Origin of the sequence: Paraburkholderia atlantica, assembly GCF_000092885.1 — a bacterium.
Classification (GTDB): Bacteria; Pseudomonadota; Gammaproteobacteria; order Burkholderiales; family Burkholderiaceae; genus Paraburkholderia; species Paraburkholderia atlantica.
Window position 1 is genome coordinate 1,292,263 of the sequence record NC_014118.1, and the last position, 15,741, is coordinate 1,308,003.

General features: G+C 65.2%; 16 protein-coding genes. 6 read left to right on the forward strand and 10 right to left on the reverse strand.

Annotated elements, in window-relative coordinates; genetic code table 11:
* A complete protein-coding gene (locus BC1002_RS21805) occupies positions 1–1,290 on the forward strand; it encodes an NAD(P)/FAD-dependent oxidoreductase (protein ID WP_013092157.1) in 1,290 nt (429 codons plus the stop codon).
* Positions 1,291–1,395: 105 nt separating this feature from the next.
* Entirely contained in the window at positions 1,396–2,136 is a 741-nt protein-coding gene (locus BC1002_RS21810) for a TetR/AcrR family transcriptional regulator (protein WP_013092158.1), read from the forward strand.
* Positions 2,137–2,249: 113 nt separating this feature from the next.
* Here the strand turns inward: BC1002_RS21810 and BC1002_RS21815 are convergent, their stop codons facing one another.
* From BC1002_RS21815 to aroQ, 3 genes are read right to left on the reverse strand one after another with little or no spacing between them, the layout of a single operon-like run.
* Complete coding sequence (locus BC1002_RS21815; protein ID WP_013092159.1) at positions 2,250–3,617, reverse strand: MFS transporter; 1,368 nt, start codon at positions 3,615–3,617, stop codon at positions 2,250–2,252.
* Between the two features lie 50 nt (positions 3,618–3,667).
* Positions 3,668–4,606 carry a shikimate dehydrogenase gene (locus BC1002_RS21820; RefSeq protein ID WP_013092160.1) on the reverse strand — a complete coding sequence of 313 codons (939 nt, stop codon included), beginning with the start codon at positions 4,604–4,606 and terminating at the stop codon, positions 3,668–3,670.
* On the reverse strand, positions 4,603–5,058 hold the full coding sequence (gene aroQ, locus BC1002_RS21825) for a type II 3-dehydroquinate dehydratase (protein WP_013092161.1): 456 nt from the start codon (positions 5,056–5,058) through the stop codon (positions 4,603–4,605). The genes BC1002_RS21820 and aroQ overlap by 4 nt, the downstream gene beginning before the upstream one ends.
* A gap of 320 nt (positions 5,059–5,378) precedes the next feature.
* Between aroQ and BC1002_RS21830 the strand changes: the two genes are divergently transcribed.
* From BC1002_RS21830 to BC1002_RS21840, 3 genes are all read left to right on the forward strand, one after another.
* On the forward strand, positions 5,379–7,268 hold the full coding sequence (locus BC1002_RS21830) for a bifunctional sugar phosphate isomerase/epimerase/4-hydroxyphenylpyruvate dioxygenase family protein (protein ID WP_013092162.1): 1,890 nt from the start codon (positions 5,379–5,381) through the stop codon (positions 7,266–7,268).
* 203 nt (positions 7,269–7,471) lie between these two features.
* Positions 7,472–7,804, forward strand: coding sequence for a hypothetical protein (locus BC1002_RS21835; RefSeq protein WP_013092163.1), 333 nt, complete (start codon positions 7,472–7,474; stop codon positions 7,802–7,804).
* Positions 7,805–7,957: 153 nt separating this feature from the next.
* Positions 7,958–8,212: a hypothetical protein gene (locus BC1002_RS21840; RefSeq protein WP_013092164.1), complete on the forward strand. Its 255-nt coding sequence runs from the start codon at positions 7,958–7,960 to the stop codon at positions 8,210–8,212.
* Between the two features lie 72 nt (positions 8,213–8,284).
* Here the strand turns inward: BC1002_RS21840 and BC1002_RS21845 are convergent, their stop codons facing one another.
* The 7 genes from BC1002_RS21845 to BC1002_RS21875 form a co-directional block, all read right to left on the reverse strand.
* The gene (locus BC1002_RS21845; RefSeq protein WP_013092165.1) at positions 8,285–8,614 is read right to left on the reverse strand and encodes a hypothetical protein; all 330 of its coding nucleotides are present in this window, start codon (positions 8,612–8,614) and stop codon (positions 8,285–8,287) included.
* 17 nt (positions 8,615–8,631) lie between these two features.
* Positions 8,632–9,399 carry an AraC family transcriptional regulator gene (locus BC1002_RS21850; RefSeq protein WP_013092166.1) on the reverse strand — a complete coding sequence of 256 codons (768 nt, stop codon included), beginning with the start codon at positions 9,397–9,399 and terminating at the stop codon, positions 8,632–8,634.
* A 154-nt stretch (positions 9,400–9,553) separates the two neighbouring features.
* On the reverse strand, positions 9,554–10,846 hold the full coding sequence (locus tag BC1002_RS21855; protein WP_013092167.1) for an FAD/NAD(P)-dependent oxidoreductase: 1,293 nt from the start codon (positions 10,844–10,846) through the stop codon (positions 9,554–9,556).
* Positions 10,843–11,118, reverse strand: a complete 276-nt coding sequence (locus tag BC1002_RS21860) for a (2Fe-2S)-binding protein (RefSeq protein ID WP_013092168.1) — start codon at positions 11,116–11,118, stop codon at positions 10,843–10,845. Before BC1002_RS21860 ends, BC1002_RS21855 begins: the two co-directional genes overlap by 4 nt.
* Positions 11,111–12,262 (reverse strand): NAD(P)/FAD-dependent oxidoreductase, encoded by a 1,152-nt coding sequence (locus tag BC1002_RS21865; RefSeq protein WP_013092169.1) that lies wholly within the window; start codon positions 12,260–12,262, stop codon positions 11,111–11,113. The genes BC1002_RS21860 and BC1002_RS21865 overlap by 8 nt, the downstream gene beginning before the upstream one ends.
* Complete coding sequence (locus BC1002_RS21870; protein WP_013092170.1) at positions 12,259–13,215, reverse strand: 4-hydroxyproline epimerase; 957 nt, start codon at positions 13,213–13,215, stop codon at positions 12,259–12,261. Before BC1002_RS21870 ends, BC1002_RS21865 begins: the two co-directional genes overlap by 4 nt.
* Positions 13,216–13,394: 179 nt before the next feature.
* Complete coding sequence (locus tag BC1002_RS21875; protein ID WP_013092171.1) at positions 13,395–14,102, reverse strand: response regulator transcription factor; 708 nt, start codon at positions 14,100–14,102, stop codon at positions 13,395–13,397.
* A 292-nt stretch (positions 14,103–14,394) separates the two neighbouring features.
* Between BC1002_RS21875 and BC1002_RS21880 the strand changes: the two genes are divergently transcribed.
* Entirely contained in the window at positions 14,395–15,696 is a 1,302-nt protein-coding gene (locus BC1002_RS21880; RefSeq protein ID WP_013092172.1) for an MFS transporter, read from the forward strand.
* Positions 15,697–15,741: the final 45 nt, after the last annotated feature.

The window sequence follows — 15,741 nt, forward strand, 5'->3', positions numbered from 1 at the left end:
ATGCAAAGTTTCTACGAAGCCACCGTCACCCGCTCCTCCGCCTTTGCGCCGCTCGACGGCCGACGCAGCGCGCACGTCTGCATCATCGGCGGGGGACTCGCGGGACTCTCCACTGCGTTGGGACTCGCAGAGCGCGGCGTCGAAGACGTCGTCGTGCTCGAAGCGCAGCAGGTCGGCTTCGGCGCATCGGGACGCAACGGCGGGTTCGTGTTCGGCGGCTATAGCCTCGATTGCGCCGACCTGCTGAAGACGCTCGGCCCGACACGCGCGCGCGAACTCTATGCGCTGACCACCGACGCAGTCGAGCTGATGCGCAAACGCATTGCGCGCTACCGGATCGATTGCGACGCAACCGATGCCGGCGTGATCCTCGCGAACTGGTTCGACGAACCCGCGCGTCTCGAAGCGCAACGGCGTCTGATGCGCGATTCGTTCGGCGTCGACTGGGAACCGATCGTTGCCGACGAACTCGCCGCGCAACTGAAAACGAGCCGCTATCACGGCGGACTGTTCGAGCGCAACGCGTTCCATTTTCATCCGCTCAAGTATGTCCTCGGCGTCGCCGCGGCGGCCGCGCAAGCGGGTGTGACGATCCACGAGCGCTCGCCGGTCGTCGGCTTGCGGCGCGACGGCGCGGGCTTCGTCGTCGAGACGTCGCAAGGTGCGCTCGACGCGCGTCACGTCGTGATGGCGGGCGGCGGCTATGCGCGCAACGTGTACGCGCGCGTCGAGCGCGCGGTGCTGCCGATCGCTACCTACGTGATGGCGACCGAACCGCTCGGCGAACGCTTGCACGACGCGATCGCGACGCGCGCCGCGGTCTACGACACCCGCTTCGCATTCGACTACTACCGGCCGCTGCCCGATACGCGCATCCTGTGGGGCGGCCGCATCTCGGTGCGCGACCGCGAACCCGAGGCAATCGCGCGTCTGTTGCGGCAGGACCTGTTGAAGGTCTATCCGCAGCTGCGCGACGTACGCATCGAGCACGCATGGGGCGGCCTGATGAGCTACGCGCGACACAAGATGCCGCAGATCGGCCAAAGCACGGATGGCGTCTGGTATGCGGTCGGTTTCGGCGGACACGGCATGGCGCCGACCACGGTGTCGGGCGAATTGCTGGCGGCGGCGATCTGCGGTGAACGGCCGGTGCCCGATGCATTCGCGAGCTTCGGCCTCACGCGCACGTACGGCGCGCTCGGTCTCGCGGCCGCGCAGCTCACGTACACCGCGATGCAAACACGCGATGCCCTCGCCGCACGCCGCCGGCCCACGCGACCGGTCGCGTAAGCGCCGCCCGGGCTCCTTCGAAATACCTGCACCGATGCCCGAGACCCCCGCCAGAGGCCCATTTCGCCATGCTAGAATGCGCCGTCACTGCCGCTCGAAACCACAATGAAAAAGGGAAGCAAGGCCGCCGAGCCTGATACCAACGGCATCGTGTCTGGCGCGCCGCACGACGACGCGCGACGTACCGACGCCAAGCGAGCCGACGCCCGGCGTGTGGACGCCCCACGCAAATACGATCCCGAGCAGACGAAGCGCAACATCCTCGACGTCGCGACCCAGGAGTTCTCCGCGATGGGACTGGCGGGTGCCCGCGTCGACGCGATCGCGGAGCGCACGAACACCACCAAGCGCATGCTGTATTACTACTTCGGCAGCAAGGAAGGGTTGTATCAGGCGGTGCTGGAAAAGGTGTACGGAGACATTCGTGCGCTCGAACAGGACCTGCACATCAGCGAACTCGATCCGGTCGAGGGCATGCGCGCGCTGGTCGAATTCACGTTCGATTACCACGACCGGCAGCGCGACTTCGTGCGTCTAGTGACGATCGAAAACATTCACGGCGCGAAGTATGTCGAGCAGGTCAAGACGTTCAAAGGACGCAACGTCACCGTGATTCACACGATCGAGGATCTGCTCGCGCGCGGCATCGCGGCCGGCCAATTCCGCAGCGACATCGATCCGATCGATCTGCACCTGATGATCAGCTCGCTGTGCTTTCATCGCGTGGGCAACCGGCATACGTTCGGCACCGCGTTTGGGCGCGATCCGTCGCATCCACGGCTGCGGGCACGGCATCGGGCGATGATCGTCGATGCGATCTTGCGGTTCGTGAAGAAGGACGATTGAGGCCGGTGGCGACGCGAGCGGCTGAGAAATGAAAAACGGGATGTGGTGAAAGCCACATCCCGTTTTTTGTCGCTTCGACACCCGTCACCTGAAGCGACGTCTCACAGGAAGCCTTAATCCGCCAGCACGATCCGCTTGATATCGCCGACGATGAAGATATACGACAGCGCGCCGATCAACGCGACGACACCGATAAACACCAGCGCACCGACGAACGAACCGGTCGCCGCGACGATCAAACCCACCACCAGCGGCGTCACGATACCCGCCAGATTCGCGGCGAAGTTGAAGATGCCGCCGGTCACGCCGAGCAGACCCTCGGGCGCGATATCCGATACCAGCGTCCAGCCGAGCGCCGCCATACCTTGCGCGAAGAACGCCACCGACAGAATCGCGATCACGACCACGTTGCTCTCGACATAGTTGGCGAGAATGATCGTCGACGCGAGCAGCAGACCAGCGATGATCGGCAGCTTGCGCGCGACGTTCGGCGATTTGCCACGACGCAGCAGCCAGTCGGAGAACACCCCGCCGAACATCACGCCGATCGACGCCGCAATGAACGGCATGATCGCGAAGAAGCCGATCTTCAGCCACGCCATGTGACGCTCAGTAGCGAGATACGTCGGGAACCACGTGAGGAAAAACACCAGCGTCGAATTGCCCGCGAACTGGCCGAGACAGATGCCCGTCAGCTGACGATGCTTGAGCAGCTGGCCGATCGTGCGCCATTGGAAGCCGCTCTTCTTCGATGCCGCCGTATCGGCTGCACCCGCGACATCCTTGTGGCGCTGCGTGAGACCGCCGCCCGCCTCGATGTAGTCGAGCTCTTCCTGATTCGCCGACGGATGATCGCGCGGCTCGCGATACATCAGCCACCACACCACGCCAAACGCGATACCGACACCGCCGACCACGAGGAACAGCGAGCGCCACCCGAATGCGCCCATCAGCATGAACAGGAACGGGCTGAAAAACGCGAGACCGATATATTCGCCGACCGTGTAGGTGCCGGTCGCCATCGCGCGCTCGCTTTGCGGAAACCACGTGGCAACCACCCGGCTATTGGTCGGAAAACACGGTGCTTCCGAAACGCCAAGGCCGAGACGGAACGCGAACAGGCCGGCGATGCCACCCACGAGCCCTTGCGCGAGCGTGCACAGCGACCAGAACGTCATCGACAGGAAGTACGTGATCTTGCTGCCGAAGCGGTCGAGAAACAGGCCCCCCGGAATCTGCGAAGCCACGTAGCTCCACGAAAATACGGAGAACAGCAGGCCCATCAGCGCGGCGTTGATGCCGAGCTCCTTCGTCAACTGCGGCGCCGCGATGCCCAGAATGGTGCGGTCGAGATAGTTGATCATCGTGCCGACTGCGAGCAGTCCGAGGATCTGAAAGCGGGCTTTCGAACGGCGCGCGGGGCTCGCCGTCTTGCTGTGCGCGGGCGAGCCCGCGGAACTGGATTGGAACGATTGCGTCATGTCGTACTGGTCTCCTCGATCAGCTTGGATGCCGGTCTCTACGCGGCCGGTTAGCGTTGCAACAGCGATTGAAAATGGGTGTAGACCCGCTCGGCGTCCGGCTCGAGGCCCGTGAAAATGCGCATGGCGTCGACCGCCTGGTAGACCGCCATGCCGCCGCCGCTCAGCGTGCGGCAGCCGAGCGCCTCGGCCGCTTGCAGCAGCGCTGTGCGAATCGGGAAATAGACGATGTCGGCAACCCACAGGTCGCGGTGCAGCAATTCGGCCGGCAGCGGCAGGCCGGGCATTTTAGCCATGCCGGTCGGCGTCGCGTGAATCAGCCCTTGCGCGGCGGCGAGCGATTCTTCGAGCGATGTGCCCGCGCTGACCTTGGCTTTCGGGAAACGCGCCTGCAATTCGTCGGCGAGCGATTGCGCGCGGGCGGCATCGACGTCGAACAGCGTCAGCGACTGCGCGCCCATGTTTAGCGCCGCGTGCGCGACCGCCGCGCCGGCCCCGCCGGCGCCCAGCTGCACGACTCGTTCCAGCGACACGTCCGGCAGGCCGCGCTGGAACGCGCGCGCGAAACCGGACCAGTCGGTGTTGTGACCGATACGCTTGCCGTCCTTGAACAGCACGGTGTTGACCGCGCCGAGCGCGCGGGCGTCGTCGGACAGCTCATCGAGCAGCGGAATCACCGCCTGCTTGCACGGATATGTGATGTTCAGGCCGTTGTAGCCCATCCGTTCGGCCGCGGTCAGCAGCTCCGGCAGCGCCGCGGTATCGAGCTTCTGCGCATCCAGATCGATGCGTCGATACACGTAATGCAGACCGAGCCTGCTGCCCTCTTCCTCGTGCATTGCGGGCGTGAGCGAACCGCTGATGCCCGAGCCGATCAGACCGACCAGAAAGGACTGAGGCGTGGCCCGCAAGCTCGCCTGCGCATTGGCCAACGCGGTGATCTGCGCGTCGGACCGGGGATTTTCCTGAGTGTTCGCTTGAGTGTTCATTTCGCCGCCCTATGCTTAAGAATCGTCGCCATCCTTTCCAGCGCGAGCACATAGCCCTGCGTGCCGCAGCCGACGATGATCGCGTCCGCCACCGCCGACACGTACGAGTGATGCCGGAACGCTTCACGCCGATGCACGTTCGAGATATGCACCTCGATGACGGGCTTTTCGATCGCCGTCAGCGCGTCGGCGATTGCAACCGACGTATGCGTGTACGCGGCCGGATTGATCACGATGCCGTCGACCTTGGTGCGCGCCGCGTGCAGCCAGTCGATCAGTTGATGCTCGGCGTTCGACTGGCAGAAGTCGATCGCGAGGTCGAGGCGCTCGCCCGCGTCGCGGCACAGCTTCGCGACGTCGTCGAGCGTTTCCGAGCCATAGATGGCCGGCTCGCGCGTGCCCAGCAGATTGAGGTTCGGTCCGTTCAGGACCAGTACGGAGGCAAAGCTCATGACAACGACTCCCGCAAAATAAAGCTCGACTCGAACCGACGCACCCGCGACGGTTCTTCGACGCATGGCGAAGTGTGCGCTCATCGGCCGTCGCCGTCATTCGGGGTTTCTACGAATTTGTACCATCTAGTTAGTTTGTATAGACTATCGAAACTCCTCGGCTAGTGTGGGATATTCTGGTCTGCGTCTTGCTGGAGTGCGTAACGAACTAGCTCATTTTGCGCATTGCAGCAAGCTTGGCAGGCCGCGCCTCATGGGCGCGCCGCAGCGGCTTGCCTCCTTGTTTCCCCCTCGTTTGCCCGTTTTTGCAGGAGCCGTTCATGCAACGTTCGATAGCCACCGTGTCGATTAGCGGCACCCTCGTCGAGAAGCTGAGCGCGATCCGCGCGGCGGGCTTCGAAGGTGTCGAAATCTTCGAGAACGACCTGCTGTATTTCGACGGCTCGCCCGCCGACGTGCGCCGCATCGCCAACGACCTCGGCCTGAAGATCATGCTGTTCCAGCCGTTTCGCGATTTCGACGGCGTCAGTCCCGACCGGCTCGAGCGCAATCTCGACCGCGCGAAGCGCAAGTTCGACGTAATGCACGAGCTCGGCACGGACCGCATCCTCGTGTGCAGCAACGTGTCGCCCGAGACCATCTGCGACGACTCGCTGATGATCGACCAGTTGGGCGCGCTGGCGCGCGCGGCCGAAGCGGCTGGCGTGATCGCCGGTTACGAGGCGCTCGCCTGGGGCAAGCACGTGAAAACCTACCGCCACGCGTGGAAGCTCGTCGACGCCGTGAACCATCCGAGCCTCGGGCTCGTGCTCGACAGCTTTCATACGCTGTCGCTGGACGACACGCCCGACGCGATCGCAGACATTCCCGGCGAGCGCATCGCGTTCGTGCAGATCGCAGACGCGCCGAAGCTCGCGATGGACGTGCTCGAATGGAGCCGCCACTACCGCTGCTTCCCGGGCCAGGGCGACTTCGATCTCGCGAACTTCACCGCGCAGGTCGTCAAATCCGGCTACGAGGGCCCGCTCTCGCTGGAAATTTTCAACGACGGCTTTCGCGCCGCCCCCACCACGATCACGGCCGCCGATGGCCATCGCTCGCTGTTGTTTCTCGAAGAGCAAACTCGCGCGCTGCTCGAAGAGCAGCAGCCGCAGAAGATGACTGGCGACCTGTACCGCTCGCCCGCCGCGCCCGCGCACGTCGGCTATCAGTTCCTCGAATTCGCGGTCGATCACACCACCCGCGCGCAGCTCGCCGACTGGCTCGGCAAGCTGCGCTTTCGCCAGGCCGGCCAGCATCGCTCGAAGGACGTGACGCTATATCAGCACGGCGCGGCATCGATCGTGCTAAATGCCGAGCCCGATTCGTTCGCAAACGCGTTTTTTCAGCAGCATGGCTTGTCGCTGTGCGCGTCGGCGTTTCGTGTCGACGACGCCAGCCAGGCGTTCGAGCGCGCCGCCGGCTTTGGCTACACACCGTTCTCCGGCCAGATTGGGCCGAACGAGCGCGTGCTGCCGGCCGTGCAGGCACCGGACGGCAGCCTCAACTATTTCGTTGACGAAACGCCGGATCAGCCCACGCTGTTCGAGGCGGATTTCGTGCTGACTGACATCAACGGGCCGACCGAGGTGGGACCGCTCGAGCGCATCGATCATGTGTGCCTGTCGGTGCCGGCGAGTGCGCTCGATACGTGGGTGCTGTTTCTGCGCACCGCGTTCGGCTTCCAGGCCGAGCCGGGGGTGCTCGTGCCCGATCCGTATGGCCTCGTGCGCAGCCGCGCACTGCGCAGCGCGGACGGCTCGGTGCGGATCGCGCTGAATGCATCGGTGGATCGCCATACGGCGGTGGCCGAGGCGCTGCACACTTATCACGGCTCGGGACTGAACCACGTTGCGTTCAGTACCGGCGACATTTTCACCGCGATCGCCGAGTTTGTCGCCGACGGCGTACCGATCCTGCGCATTCCGCGCAACTACTACGACGACCTCGCGGCCCGCTACGCGTTATCCGACACGCTGCTGGAAGCGATGCGCGCGAACGACATCCTGTACGACCGCGACGAACGCGGCGGCGAGTTTTTCCACGCCTATACGGAACAACTCGACCAGCGCTTCTTCCTCGAAATTGTCGAGCGGCGCGGCGGTTATGACGGCTACGGCGCGGCCAACGCGGCGGTGCGGCTCGCGGCGCAGGCGCAGCGGCGCAAGTAACGGGCAGACACCCCGGGGCACGACGGCGGCTGGGCTGCGCCATTGGAAAGCCGCGTCGACACGTATTTCGTCTTTTCAGGCACGCGATTTGCGCCCCCGCTCGGGCAGGTTCGCCGCCTCGATATAATGGCGGCTGTTTTGGGGTCTACTCCGCGCGACACGTGGACCCTACGCCGAATCGCCGAATCAACGCCAGGAGAGATATGAAGAAGTTCGCTGCAGTCCTGTCCCTTTCGCTGCTTCTCAACGCTTGCGCGTATTTCCAGAAAGACCCCGATTCCGGCGAACCCGTCACGGACACGACGACGCAGCGTTCCGTCGACGACGTGGTCGCCTGTCTGACGCAGTTGGCCAATCATCACAACGCCGCGTTCAAGTCGACCGGAATTCCGCAAGGCCAGATGCTCGACTTCGGCGACTCGAACATCATCAAGGTACGCAGCGACAACGGCGAGACAACTTACCGTTTCTATGCGGGCAAGCGTCATGTAAGCAACCTGTGGATCGAATCGGCCGCCAAAACCTGCGCGCCATGAGGCTTTGTGGCGCATAAAGGCGAAGTTGCAGGCTTCGGAATCTGATCCATTGCAACGTTCATGTCACGGTGTTACAGGACAATGGAGTCTTAAGAATCGTTTAAGACTTCCTCCGCAACATCCCCGGACATGTCCCCGCACGAGGTGCGCTCCATGAACCAGCCCGAACCGAATACCGACGAAATGCCGGCCAAGCGGCCCACTATCCTGCGCCGTCTGTTGAGCCATCACGAACTCGCGACACTGCTGCTGTTGCTGCACGCGCCGATCGATGCATCCGCAAAACCCGAAATTCCGCAGCTTTACGAAGCAGGTCTCGTCGAGACCATTTCGAACGACGCGGGCACGTCGCATATCCGTCTGACGTCCGAGGGTAATGCCGTGTTGCGGGGGCTTGGGGTGAAGTAAAGCACGACCATCGAAACTGTCTGAGGCCGCGGCAATGATTCACATTGCCGCGGCCTTTTTCATGCAAGCATTTCAGGCCTGCCACACCCCATACCCCGCCTCGCGCAACCCGATCGCCAGTTCCACTTCCATGTCCTGTGCGCCGCGGTAAGGCATCGGGTTGAACACTTCGTACAGTTCGGGCATCAGACGCAAGCCGTAGTCGCGCACATACCGATTCGCCTGAATGCCCGCCTTGTGCCGATCGAAGCGCAGGTCCGGGTCGAGCCCCGTCATGCCGACGTACACGCACGGCTTGTCGAAACGGTAATCGGGATTCGCGCGACGAAAGCGCGCCTCGTTCCACACCTTGTCGTCGAGCGCGACGACGTACACGTAATAATGATGCCCGCGACCCGCCATGACACGCCCGACGCCGCTCAGCCGCGCAGCGTACCGTGCAGCAACATCCGGTATTCGGTCGGTGTGACGCCGACGGTCGCCTTGAATTGCCGCGTAAATGCGCTGTGATCGGTATAGCCGCAACGCGCGGCGACGTCGGTGACCTTGTCGTGCGAAACCAGCAGCGCGGTCGCAGCATCGAGTCGCGTTTTCAGCAACACCTGGCGCGGCGTCAGATGAAACACCTTGTGAAAGTAGCGCTCCAGTTGCGCGACCGACATGTCCGCCATCGCCGCAAGCTGCTTCAGGTTCAGCGGCTGCACGTAATTCTCATGGATCGACTGCACGACGGCGGCAAGCCGGCTGTAGGCCGGATGGCTGCTTTCGTCGGCTTTCAGATCGCGGGAGATGCCGGCGAGGCCGACCACCTTGCCGCTCGCATCGCGCAAAGGCTGTTTACAGGTCAGGCACCAGCCCGGTTGACGGCCCGGATACAGATGCAATTCGAGCTGATCGAGCATCTGGTTGCCGACGCCGATGATCGCCTTGTCCTGCGCGGTATAAATGCGCCCGAAGCGGCGCGGAAACACGTCTTCCGCGGTTTTGCCGAGCAGCGCCGCCTTTTCCTTGAAACCGCAACGCGAAGCGAGTGTGCGATTGACGAGCGCGTAGCGCGCGTCAGCGTCCTTCACGAAGAACACGACGTCCGGCATTGCATCGAATACCGGCTCGAGCAACCTGAAATGCGACAGCATGCCGGACAGCGTCGTATCGTCCGGTTCGAGCGGATGAGCCAGCGTGTTCATCGTGCGGTTCCGTTGGTGCGTGCCTGATTGATTGCGTTGCGTTCGCGGATCGCTGCGCCGCTGCGGCCGGGCAGCCGGCGGGTGCGGTTGATAGCGATCGATTATAGAGCCGCGCGTCGCCCGCCAATATCTACCGATGGTAAGCGGGGAGCCGTCATGGCGCCGCTGCCGGTGGTTCGGCGGCGCTCATCAGCGTGCCAATTTGCGCCGGGCTGAATGGCGGACGCGCCGCGGCGGCCGGCCAGCCGAAGTACAGGCTCGCGGCCGCGCCGCAGATGCGCCCCTGGCAAGGGCCCATGCCGCAACGCGTCTGCAGCTTCGCGTCACGCCAATCCGCGCAGCGGCGCACCTCGCCGACGCTCACATCCTCGCAACGGCACAGCAGCGTCGCATCGGGAGGCGGCGTGCGTACCGCGTCGCCCAATGCGAACGACGCCGCGACGCGCGCGCCAAAGCCCCGCCAGCGCGCGCGCTGCGTGACGAGCGCCGCCAGCGCGGCGCGTTGGGTCGCCGCCTCGCCGCTCGCCACGAGACCGGCGATCTCGCCTTCCGCGCAAGCGAGCTCCGCGCCGCCGACGCCCGTGCACTCGCCCGCCGCATAAACGCGTTCGAGCGAGGTGCGCTGCCCGTCGTCGACGATGATTTCGCCCGCGTCGTTGAGCGCGCAGCCGAGCGCCTGGGCAAGCGTGACATTCGGCAGCAGCCCATAGCCGCACGCGACGCGGTCGCAATCGAGCGTCACGTCGCGCTCGCCGCGCCGGATCGTCACCTGCTGCACGCGCTCGGCGCCGCGGGCTTCGCGCACGATGCTGCCGGTCCAGTAGCGCAGTCCCGCGAGACCGCGCGTGAGGCTGATCGCCTGACCCAGCTTCGCGGGCTCACGCAGCAGCGATACGGCGAAACGCGCGACCTCTGCCGCCGATGCCTGCTCGACCACCGCGATCACATGCGCGCCGGCCTCTCGCGCCGTCGCGAGCGCGGCCATCAGCAGCGGGCCGCTGCCGGCGATCACGATGCGTTCGTCGCGCACCGGCATACCGCCTTTGATCAGCGCCTGCAATGCGCCCACGCCGGTCACGCCGGGCAAGGTCCAGCCGGGAAACGGCAGAAAACGCTCGCGCGCGCCGGTCGCAAGAATCAGTCTGTCGTAGCTGATCGACACCCCGCCGTGTTCGGCGGATTCGAGCAGCAAACCTTGCGTGCCGAGCGGCGCGATCACGCGCGTCGATGGCCAGTAAGTGAAGTTTTGCTGCGATTGCAATGCCGCGAGCAACGCATGCAGCGGCGCTTGCGGCGGATCGGCGGGCCCCTGGCGCCAGATCTGGCCGCCGGCGCGCGGGTTGTCATCGAGCTGCGCGACCGTCGCGCCCGCCTGCGCCGCCGCCCGCGCGGCATTGAGCCCGGCCGGACCACCGCCGATCACCACGATGTCGAAGTGCTGAGTCATGCGTGTACGGTCCCGTTTCGTGTCTGCACGCGCTGGCCATCGCGGCACAGCGTCTGGCACGCGAGCGCATGCGCTCGACCGTCGATCGTCACGCGGCACTCCTGGCACACGCCCATCCCGCACAATGCGTCACGCGGCTCGCCTTTGACCGACAGACTCGAGCCGCGGATGCCCGCGATAGCAAGCGCTGCTGCTACGGTCGTGCCGGGTTTCACTTCGATGCTGCGGCCGTCGACCGTCAAACGGATGCGGGCCGCGTCAGTGTCAGTCATGGGCCACCTGTTCGGCAAAACGGACCGGCAGATAAGGTTCGAACGGAATCGGCGCGGCGTGGCCCGTGATCTGCGCCGCGAGCAGTTTTGCGGTCGCGAGCGAGGTCGTTACGCCCAGTCCTTCGTGACCGACCGCAAGCCATACGCGGGACATGGAACCTGAGCCAACGTCGGGCGCAAACTCGCCGGCCGGTCCGATCAGCGGCAGGCCGTCCGGCGACGCGGCACGAAACCCCGTCCACGCGCGGATGCCGCTGAGCGTCGGCAATGCCGGCAAATACTGCGCGGCTCGTTGCAGCATCTGCGCGAGCACTGGCATCTCGACGGCGGGATCGGTTGTTTCGAACTGGCGCGACGAGCCGATCAGCAATTGCCCGGTCGGACGGGGCTGCGCGTTGAATGCGACCGACGTGCCGGTCGCGTGATGTGCACTCTTGATATAGCCGAGTTCAAGAAGTTGATGACGGATCAGCCCCGGATAGCGGTCGGTGATCAGCAGGTGGCCTTTCTTCGGCTGCATCGGCAGCGACGGCAGCAATTGCGACGCGCCGAGGCCGTTCGCGACGACCACGTGCGCCGCGCTGATGCGCTCGCCGCTCGCCAGCACGACGCCACCCGCATCGATCGACGCGACCGACGCGCCAAGCCGCACGCTGATGTTCGCCGCGTGTGGCGATCGCGCGAGCAGCCATTCAGCGGCGGTCGGCGCATACACGATGCTGTCGTGCTCGATCCGCAAGCCGCCGGCCATCGACGGTGCGAGCGCCGGTTCGCAGGCGCGTAAGTCGGCCGCGTCCACCAGTTGCGCGGCGACGCCCTGGCTCACAAACGCCGCATGCATTGCGCGCGCGGCTTGCCATTCCTCGTCGTCGGCGGCGATCCACAGCGTGCCGCAGCGCGCGAACGCGTCGCGCGTGCGCAGCTGCGGCGCGAGCTCGAGCCATAGCTCGCGCGAATAGCGACTCAGCACGAATTCGGCGGGCGAGTCGTTCATCACGACGATATGCCCCATGCCGGCCGCCGTCGCGCCGCCGCCGATGCGCTCGGCGTCGAGCACGTCGACACGCATGCCGAGCGCGGCCAGTTCCGCCGCGCACGCTGCACCGACGACACCCGCTCCGATGATCAGCGCGTCCGGGCTCATGCGGTCCGGATACCCCACGCGAACGGATCGCGCTCGTCGAAACAAAGACGCCCCTCGGCCGTGATGTGCGCGTGACCGGTGATGGTCGGAATCACATGAACGCCGTCGCCCGCCGCGTGATAGCTCGCCTCGAACACGCTGCCGATGATGCTCTCCTGGCGCCACACCGCGCCTTCGGCGAGCTTGCCGTCGGCCGCGAGACACGCGACCTTCGCGCTTGTGCCGGTGCCGCACGGCGAGCGGTCGTACGCGTTGCCGGGGCACAGCACGAAGCTGCGGCTGTCGAGGCCGTCGCGCGAGCCCGGTCCGAACAGCTCGATATGGTCGATCAGCGCGCCGTTCGCGCCGGTGATGTTCTGTGCGATCAGCGCGTCGCGAATCGCCGAGCTGAACGCAGTCAGGCTCGCGATGTTCGCGGCCTCGAGCTCGTGCCCATGCTCGGCCACGAGGAAAAACCAGTTGCCACCCCAGCCGATGTCACCGGTCAGCACGCCATAGCCTGGCACGTCGACCTGCACGGCCTTGCGGTGGCGATACGCGGGCACGTTGCGCACCGCGACGCCGCCGTCTTCGTTTAGCGTCGCCTCGACCACGCCGACCGGCGTTTCGATAAGGTGCCGTCCCTGTCCGATCCGCCCCCTGTGCGCGAGCGACACGACGAGCCCGATCGTGCCGTGCCCGCACATGCCGAGATAGCCGACGTTGTTGAAGAAGATCACGCCGGCCGCGCAGCTCGGATCATCCGGCTCGCAAAGCAGCGCGCCGACCACCACGTCCGAGCCGCGCGGTTCGGTGACGATGCCGGCGCGCCAGTCGTCGAAGCGGGTGCGGAAAACGTCGAGCCGTTGCGCGAGCGTTCCGCCGCCCAGATCCGGGCCACCCGACACCACGAGGCGGGTGGGCTCACCGCCGGTGTGCGAGTCGATGATGTTGAGGGTTTTCATGTCGCCCATGGTAGGAATCGGGGGCCGGTGGGTCTTGGTGCGCGTGCGCGCGGATTGAGACGATTTCGGCATACCGGCACGATGGGCGATCCGCCGTGCGCGCGGCGCGCGGAACGTCCCGAACAGCGCTGGCCAGCGCAACGGTCCGCAACGCGGATTTCAGCATATACCCGGCCGACTGCAGATCTTCACCCGCTAAGCACGTGGTCGCCGACCCTCAGCAACCGGTAACCGCTCTTGTATACAGGCTGCAGCCGGAAGCCATTACGCGGCTCGATAGCGAGCAGCAGACGCAGCCGCGACACGTGACTGTCGATGGTCCGCGTGTATTCGCGCATCTCGCGGCCCCACACCGTCGCGAAGATATGATCGCGCGACATCACGCGATCGATGTTGGAAAAGAGCAGCACCGCGATCCGATACTGCGTGGGCGACAGCGGCACCGGCTCGCCGCGCAGCGTGACGGCCCGGCGCACCGTGTCGAAGCGATAAGGGCCGATCTCGAAACAGGTCGCGGCACTGAAGCGCACCGGATACGCGCGCCGCAGCAGCGCCGCGACTCGCGCGCGAAACTCGGCGTCCCGCAACGGCAACGCGAGGTATTCGTCGGCGCCGCCGGCGAGCGCGCGCACCATGCTTTCCTCCGACCTGTCGTTCGACACGAACATGATCGGCACATGCTCGCCTGCCACGAGGCGCACCGAGCGCAACAGGTCCGCGCCGGCGGGCCGCGTATCCTGCCAGTCGAGCACCAGCAGATCCATCGTGGAGTGCACGAGCGACCTCGACATCGCGCGGCCGTCCTCATACGCCGCGCAGAAATGGCCGGCTCTCACCAGCATGGATTCAATGGACTGACGCATGACCGGGTCACGCTGAAGAACAGCAACACGCATGGGATGGACTCTCGACAAGGACTCGCCGGCCATTCTCCGAGGCGCACCCCGGCCCCTCCCTTCGGAGCATTCCGAATTTCGGCGCTTTCTTCGCCCAATCAGGCGCTTCCGCGGGACTTCCGCTTTCATCCTGTAAAATTCGCGCCGGCCTCCGTCGTCAGCGCGCCCGCCCTATCCGGACGGCGCGCCCGTGTCCCGTGCTCTACCCAGCGCCTGCCACACTTCTCGCCCGACGACCGCCGTATGTCCACGCGTGGCGCGCGTGGCTCCCAATTCCACAAAAGACATGGCAATGCAAGCAACAAATCTGGGTGGAGCACAGGCTGTCACCCCACGCCCGCTTGGGCACGGCGATTACAAGACACTCGGTCTCGCCGCGCTCGGCGGAGCGCTCGAGTTCTACGACTTCATCATCTTCGTTTTCTTCGCGCCGGCGATCGGCCAGCTGTTCTTCCCTGCGGCGATGCCGGAGTGGCTGCGTCAGGTGCAGACCTTCGGCATTTTCGCGGCCGGTTATCTGGCACGGCCGCTCGGCGGCATCATCATGGCGCACTTCGGCGACCTGTTCGGCCGCAAGCGCATGTTCACGCTGAGCGTGCTGCTGATGTCTGTGCCGACACTGCTGATGGGCCTGATGCCCACCTACGCGAGCATCGGCGTGCTCGCGCCGGTGCTGCTGTTGCTGTTCCGCGTGATGCAGGGCGCGGCGGTAGGCGGCGAAGTGCCGGGCGCATGGGTGTTCGTCTCCGAGCATGTGCCCGGGCGGCACGTCGGCTATGCGTGCGGCACGCTGACGGCCGGCCTCACGGCCGGTATTCTGCTCGGCTCGCTGATCGCGTCGGCAGTGAATCGTCATTACACGCCGGCCGATATTTCCGGGTTTGCCTGGCGTATTCCATTCCTCATCGGCGGCGTGTTCGGCATGTTCTCGGTGTATCTGCGGCGCTGGCTGCACGAGACGCCGGTGTTCGCCGAGCTGAAGCAGCGCAAGGCGATCGCCGCGGAAGTGCCGCTGAAGGCCGTACTGCGCGATCACGGCCGCGCGGTGATCGTGTCGATGCTGCTCACGTGGATGCTATCGGCGGCGATCGTCGTCGTGATCCTGATGACGCCGACGCTGCTGCAAAAGCAATTCCACATCGAGCCGGCCACCGCGCTGCTCGCGAACTGCGTCGCGACGCTGTGCCTGACGATCGGCTGCGTGATGGCCGGTTCGATCGCCGGCCGCATCGGTGCGGGTCGCACGATTTTCGTCGGCGGTATTGCGCTTGCAATCACGTACTACGTGATGTTTCGCCAGTTGACCGCCGATACGTCCCTGCTCGTGCCGCTGTATGCATTGGCCGGGCTGTTCGTCGGCGTGATCGGCGCGATTCCGCTCGTGATGGTCCGCGGATTCCCGCCGGTGGTGCGCTTCTCGGGCATCTCGTTCTCGTATAACGTCGCGTACGCGGTGTTCGGCGGTCTGACGCCGATCGTCGTGTCGCTGATGATGAAGTCGAACCCGCTGGCCGCGCCGCTGTATGTCGCGGCGATCTGCGTGCTGGGCGCACTGACCACGCTGTTCATCAAGGATGCGCCGCAGGCGCGTTGAGCCGACTGAACCCGCTTCGTCGATCCGCAAGTAGCGCGTCGACGA

Coding starts and splice junctions, on each gene's coding strand:
- BC1002_RS21840 (WP_013092164.1), top strand. CDS start 7,958: ATGAACCAGCCCGAACCGAATACCGACGAAATGCCGGCCAAGCGGCCC.
- BC1002_RS21860 (WP_013092168.1), bottom strand. CDS start 11,118: ATGACTGACACTGACGCGGCCCGCATCCGTTTGACGGTCGACGGCCGC.
- BC1002_RS21865 (WP_013092169.1), bottom strand. CDS start 12,262: ATGAGCCCGGACGCGCTGATCATCGGAGCGGGTGTCGTCGGTGCAGCG.
- BC1002_RS21805 (WP_013092157.1), top strand. CDS start 1: ATGCAAAGTTTCTACGAAGCCACCGTCACCCGCTCCTCCGCCTTTGCG.
- BC1002_RS21875 (WP_013092171.1), bottom strand. CDS start 14,102: ATGCGTGTTGCTGTTCTTCAGCGTGACCCGGTCATGCGTCAGTCCATT.
- BC1002_RS21850 (WP_013092166.1), bottom strand. CDS start 9,399: ATGAACACGCTGGCTCATCCGCTCGAACCGGACGATACGACGCTGTCC.
- BC1002_RS21815 (WP_013092159.1), bottom strand. CDS start 3,617: ATGACGCAATCGTTCCAATCCAGTTCCGCGGGCTCGCCCGCGCACAGC.
- BC1002_RS21855 (WP_013092167.1), bottom strand. CDS start 10,846: ATGACTCAGCACTTCGACATCGTGGTGATCGGCGGTGGTCCGGCCGGG.
- BC1002_RS21810 (WP_013092158.1), top strand. CDS start 1,396: ATGAAAAAGGGAAGCAAGGCCGCCGAGCCTGATACCAACGGCATCGTG.
- BC1002_RS21835 (WP_013092163.1), top strand. CDS start 7,472: ATGAAGAAGTTCGCTGCAGTCCTGTCCCTTTCGCTGCTTCTCAACGCT.
- BC1002_RS21870 (WP_013092170.1), bottom strand. CDS start 13,215: ATGGGCGACATGAAAACCCTCAACATCATCGACTCGCACACCGGCGGT.
- BC1002_RS21820 (WP_013092160.1), bottom strand. CDS start 4,606: ATGAACACTCAAGCGAACACTCAGGAAAATCCCCGGTCCGACGCGCAG.
- aroQ (WP_013092161.1), bottom strand. CDS start 5,058: ATGAGCTTTGCCTCCGTACTGGTCCTGAACGGACCGAACCTCAATCTG.
- BC1002_RS21845 (WP_013092165.1), bottom strand. CDS start 8,614: ATGGCGGGTCGCGGGCATCATTATTACGTGTACGTCGTCGCGCTCGAC.
- BC1002_RS21880 (WP_013092172.1), top strand. CDS start 14,395: ATGCAAGCAACAAATCTGGGTGGAGCACAGGCTGTCACCCCACGCCCG.
- BC1002_RS21830 (WP_013092162.1), top strand. CDS start 5,379: ATGCAACGTTCGATAGCCACCGTGTCGATTAGCGGCACCCTCGTCGAG.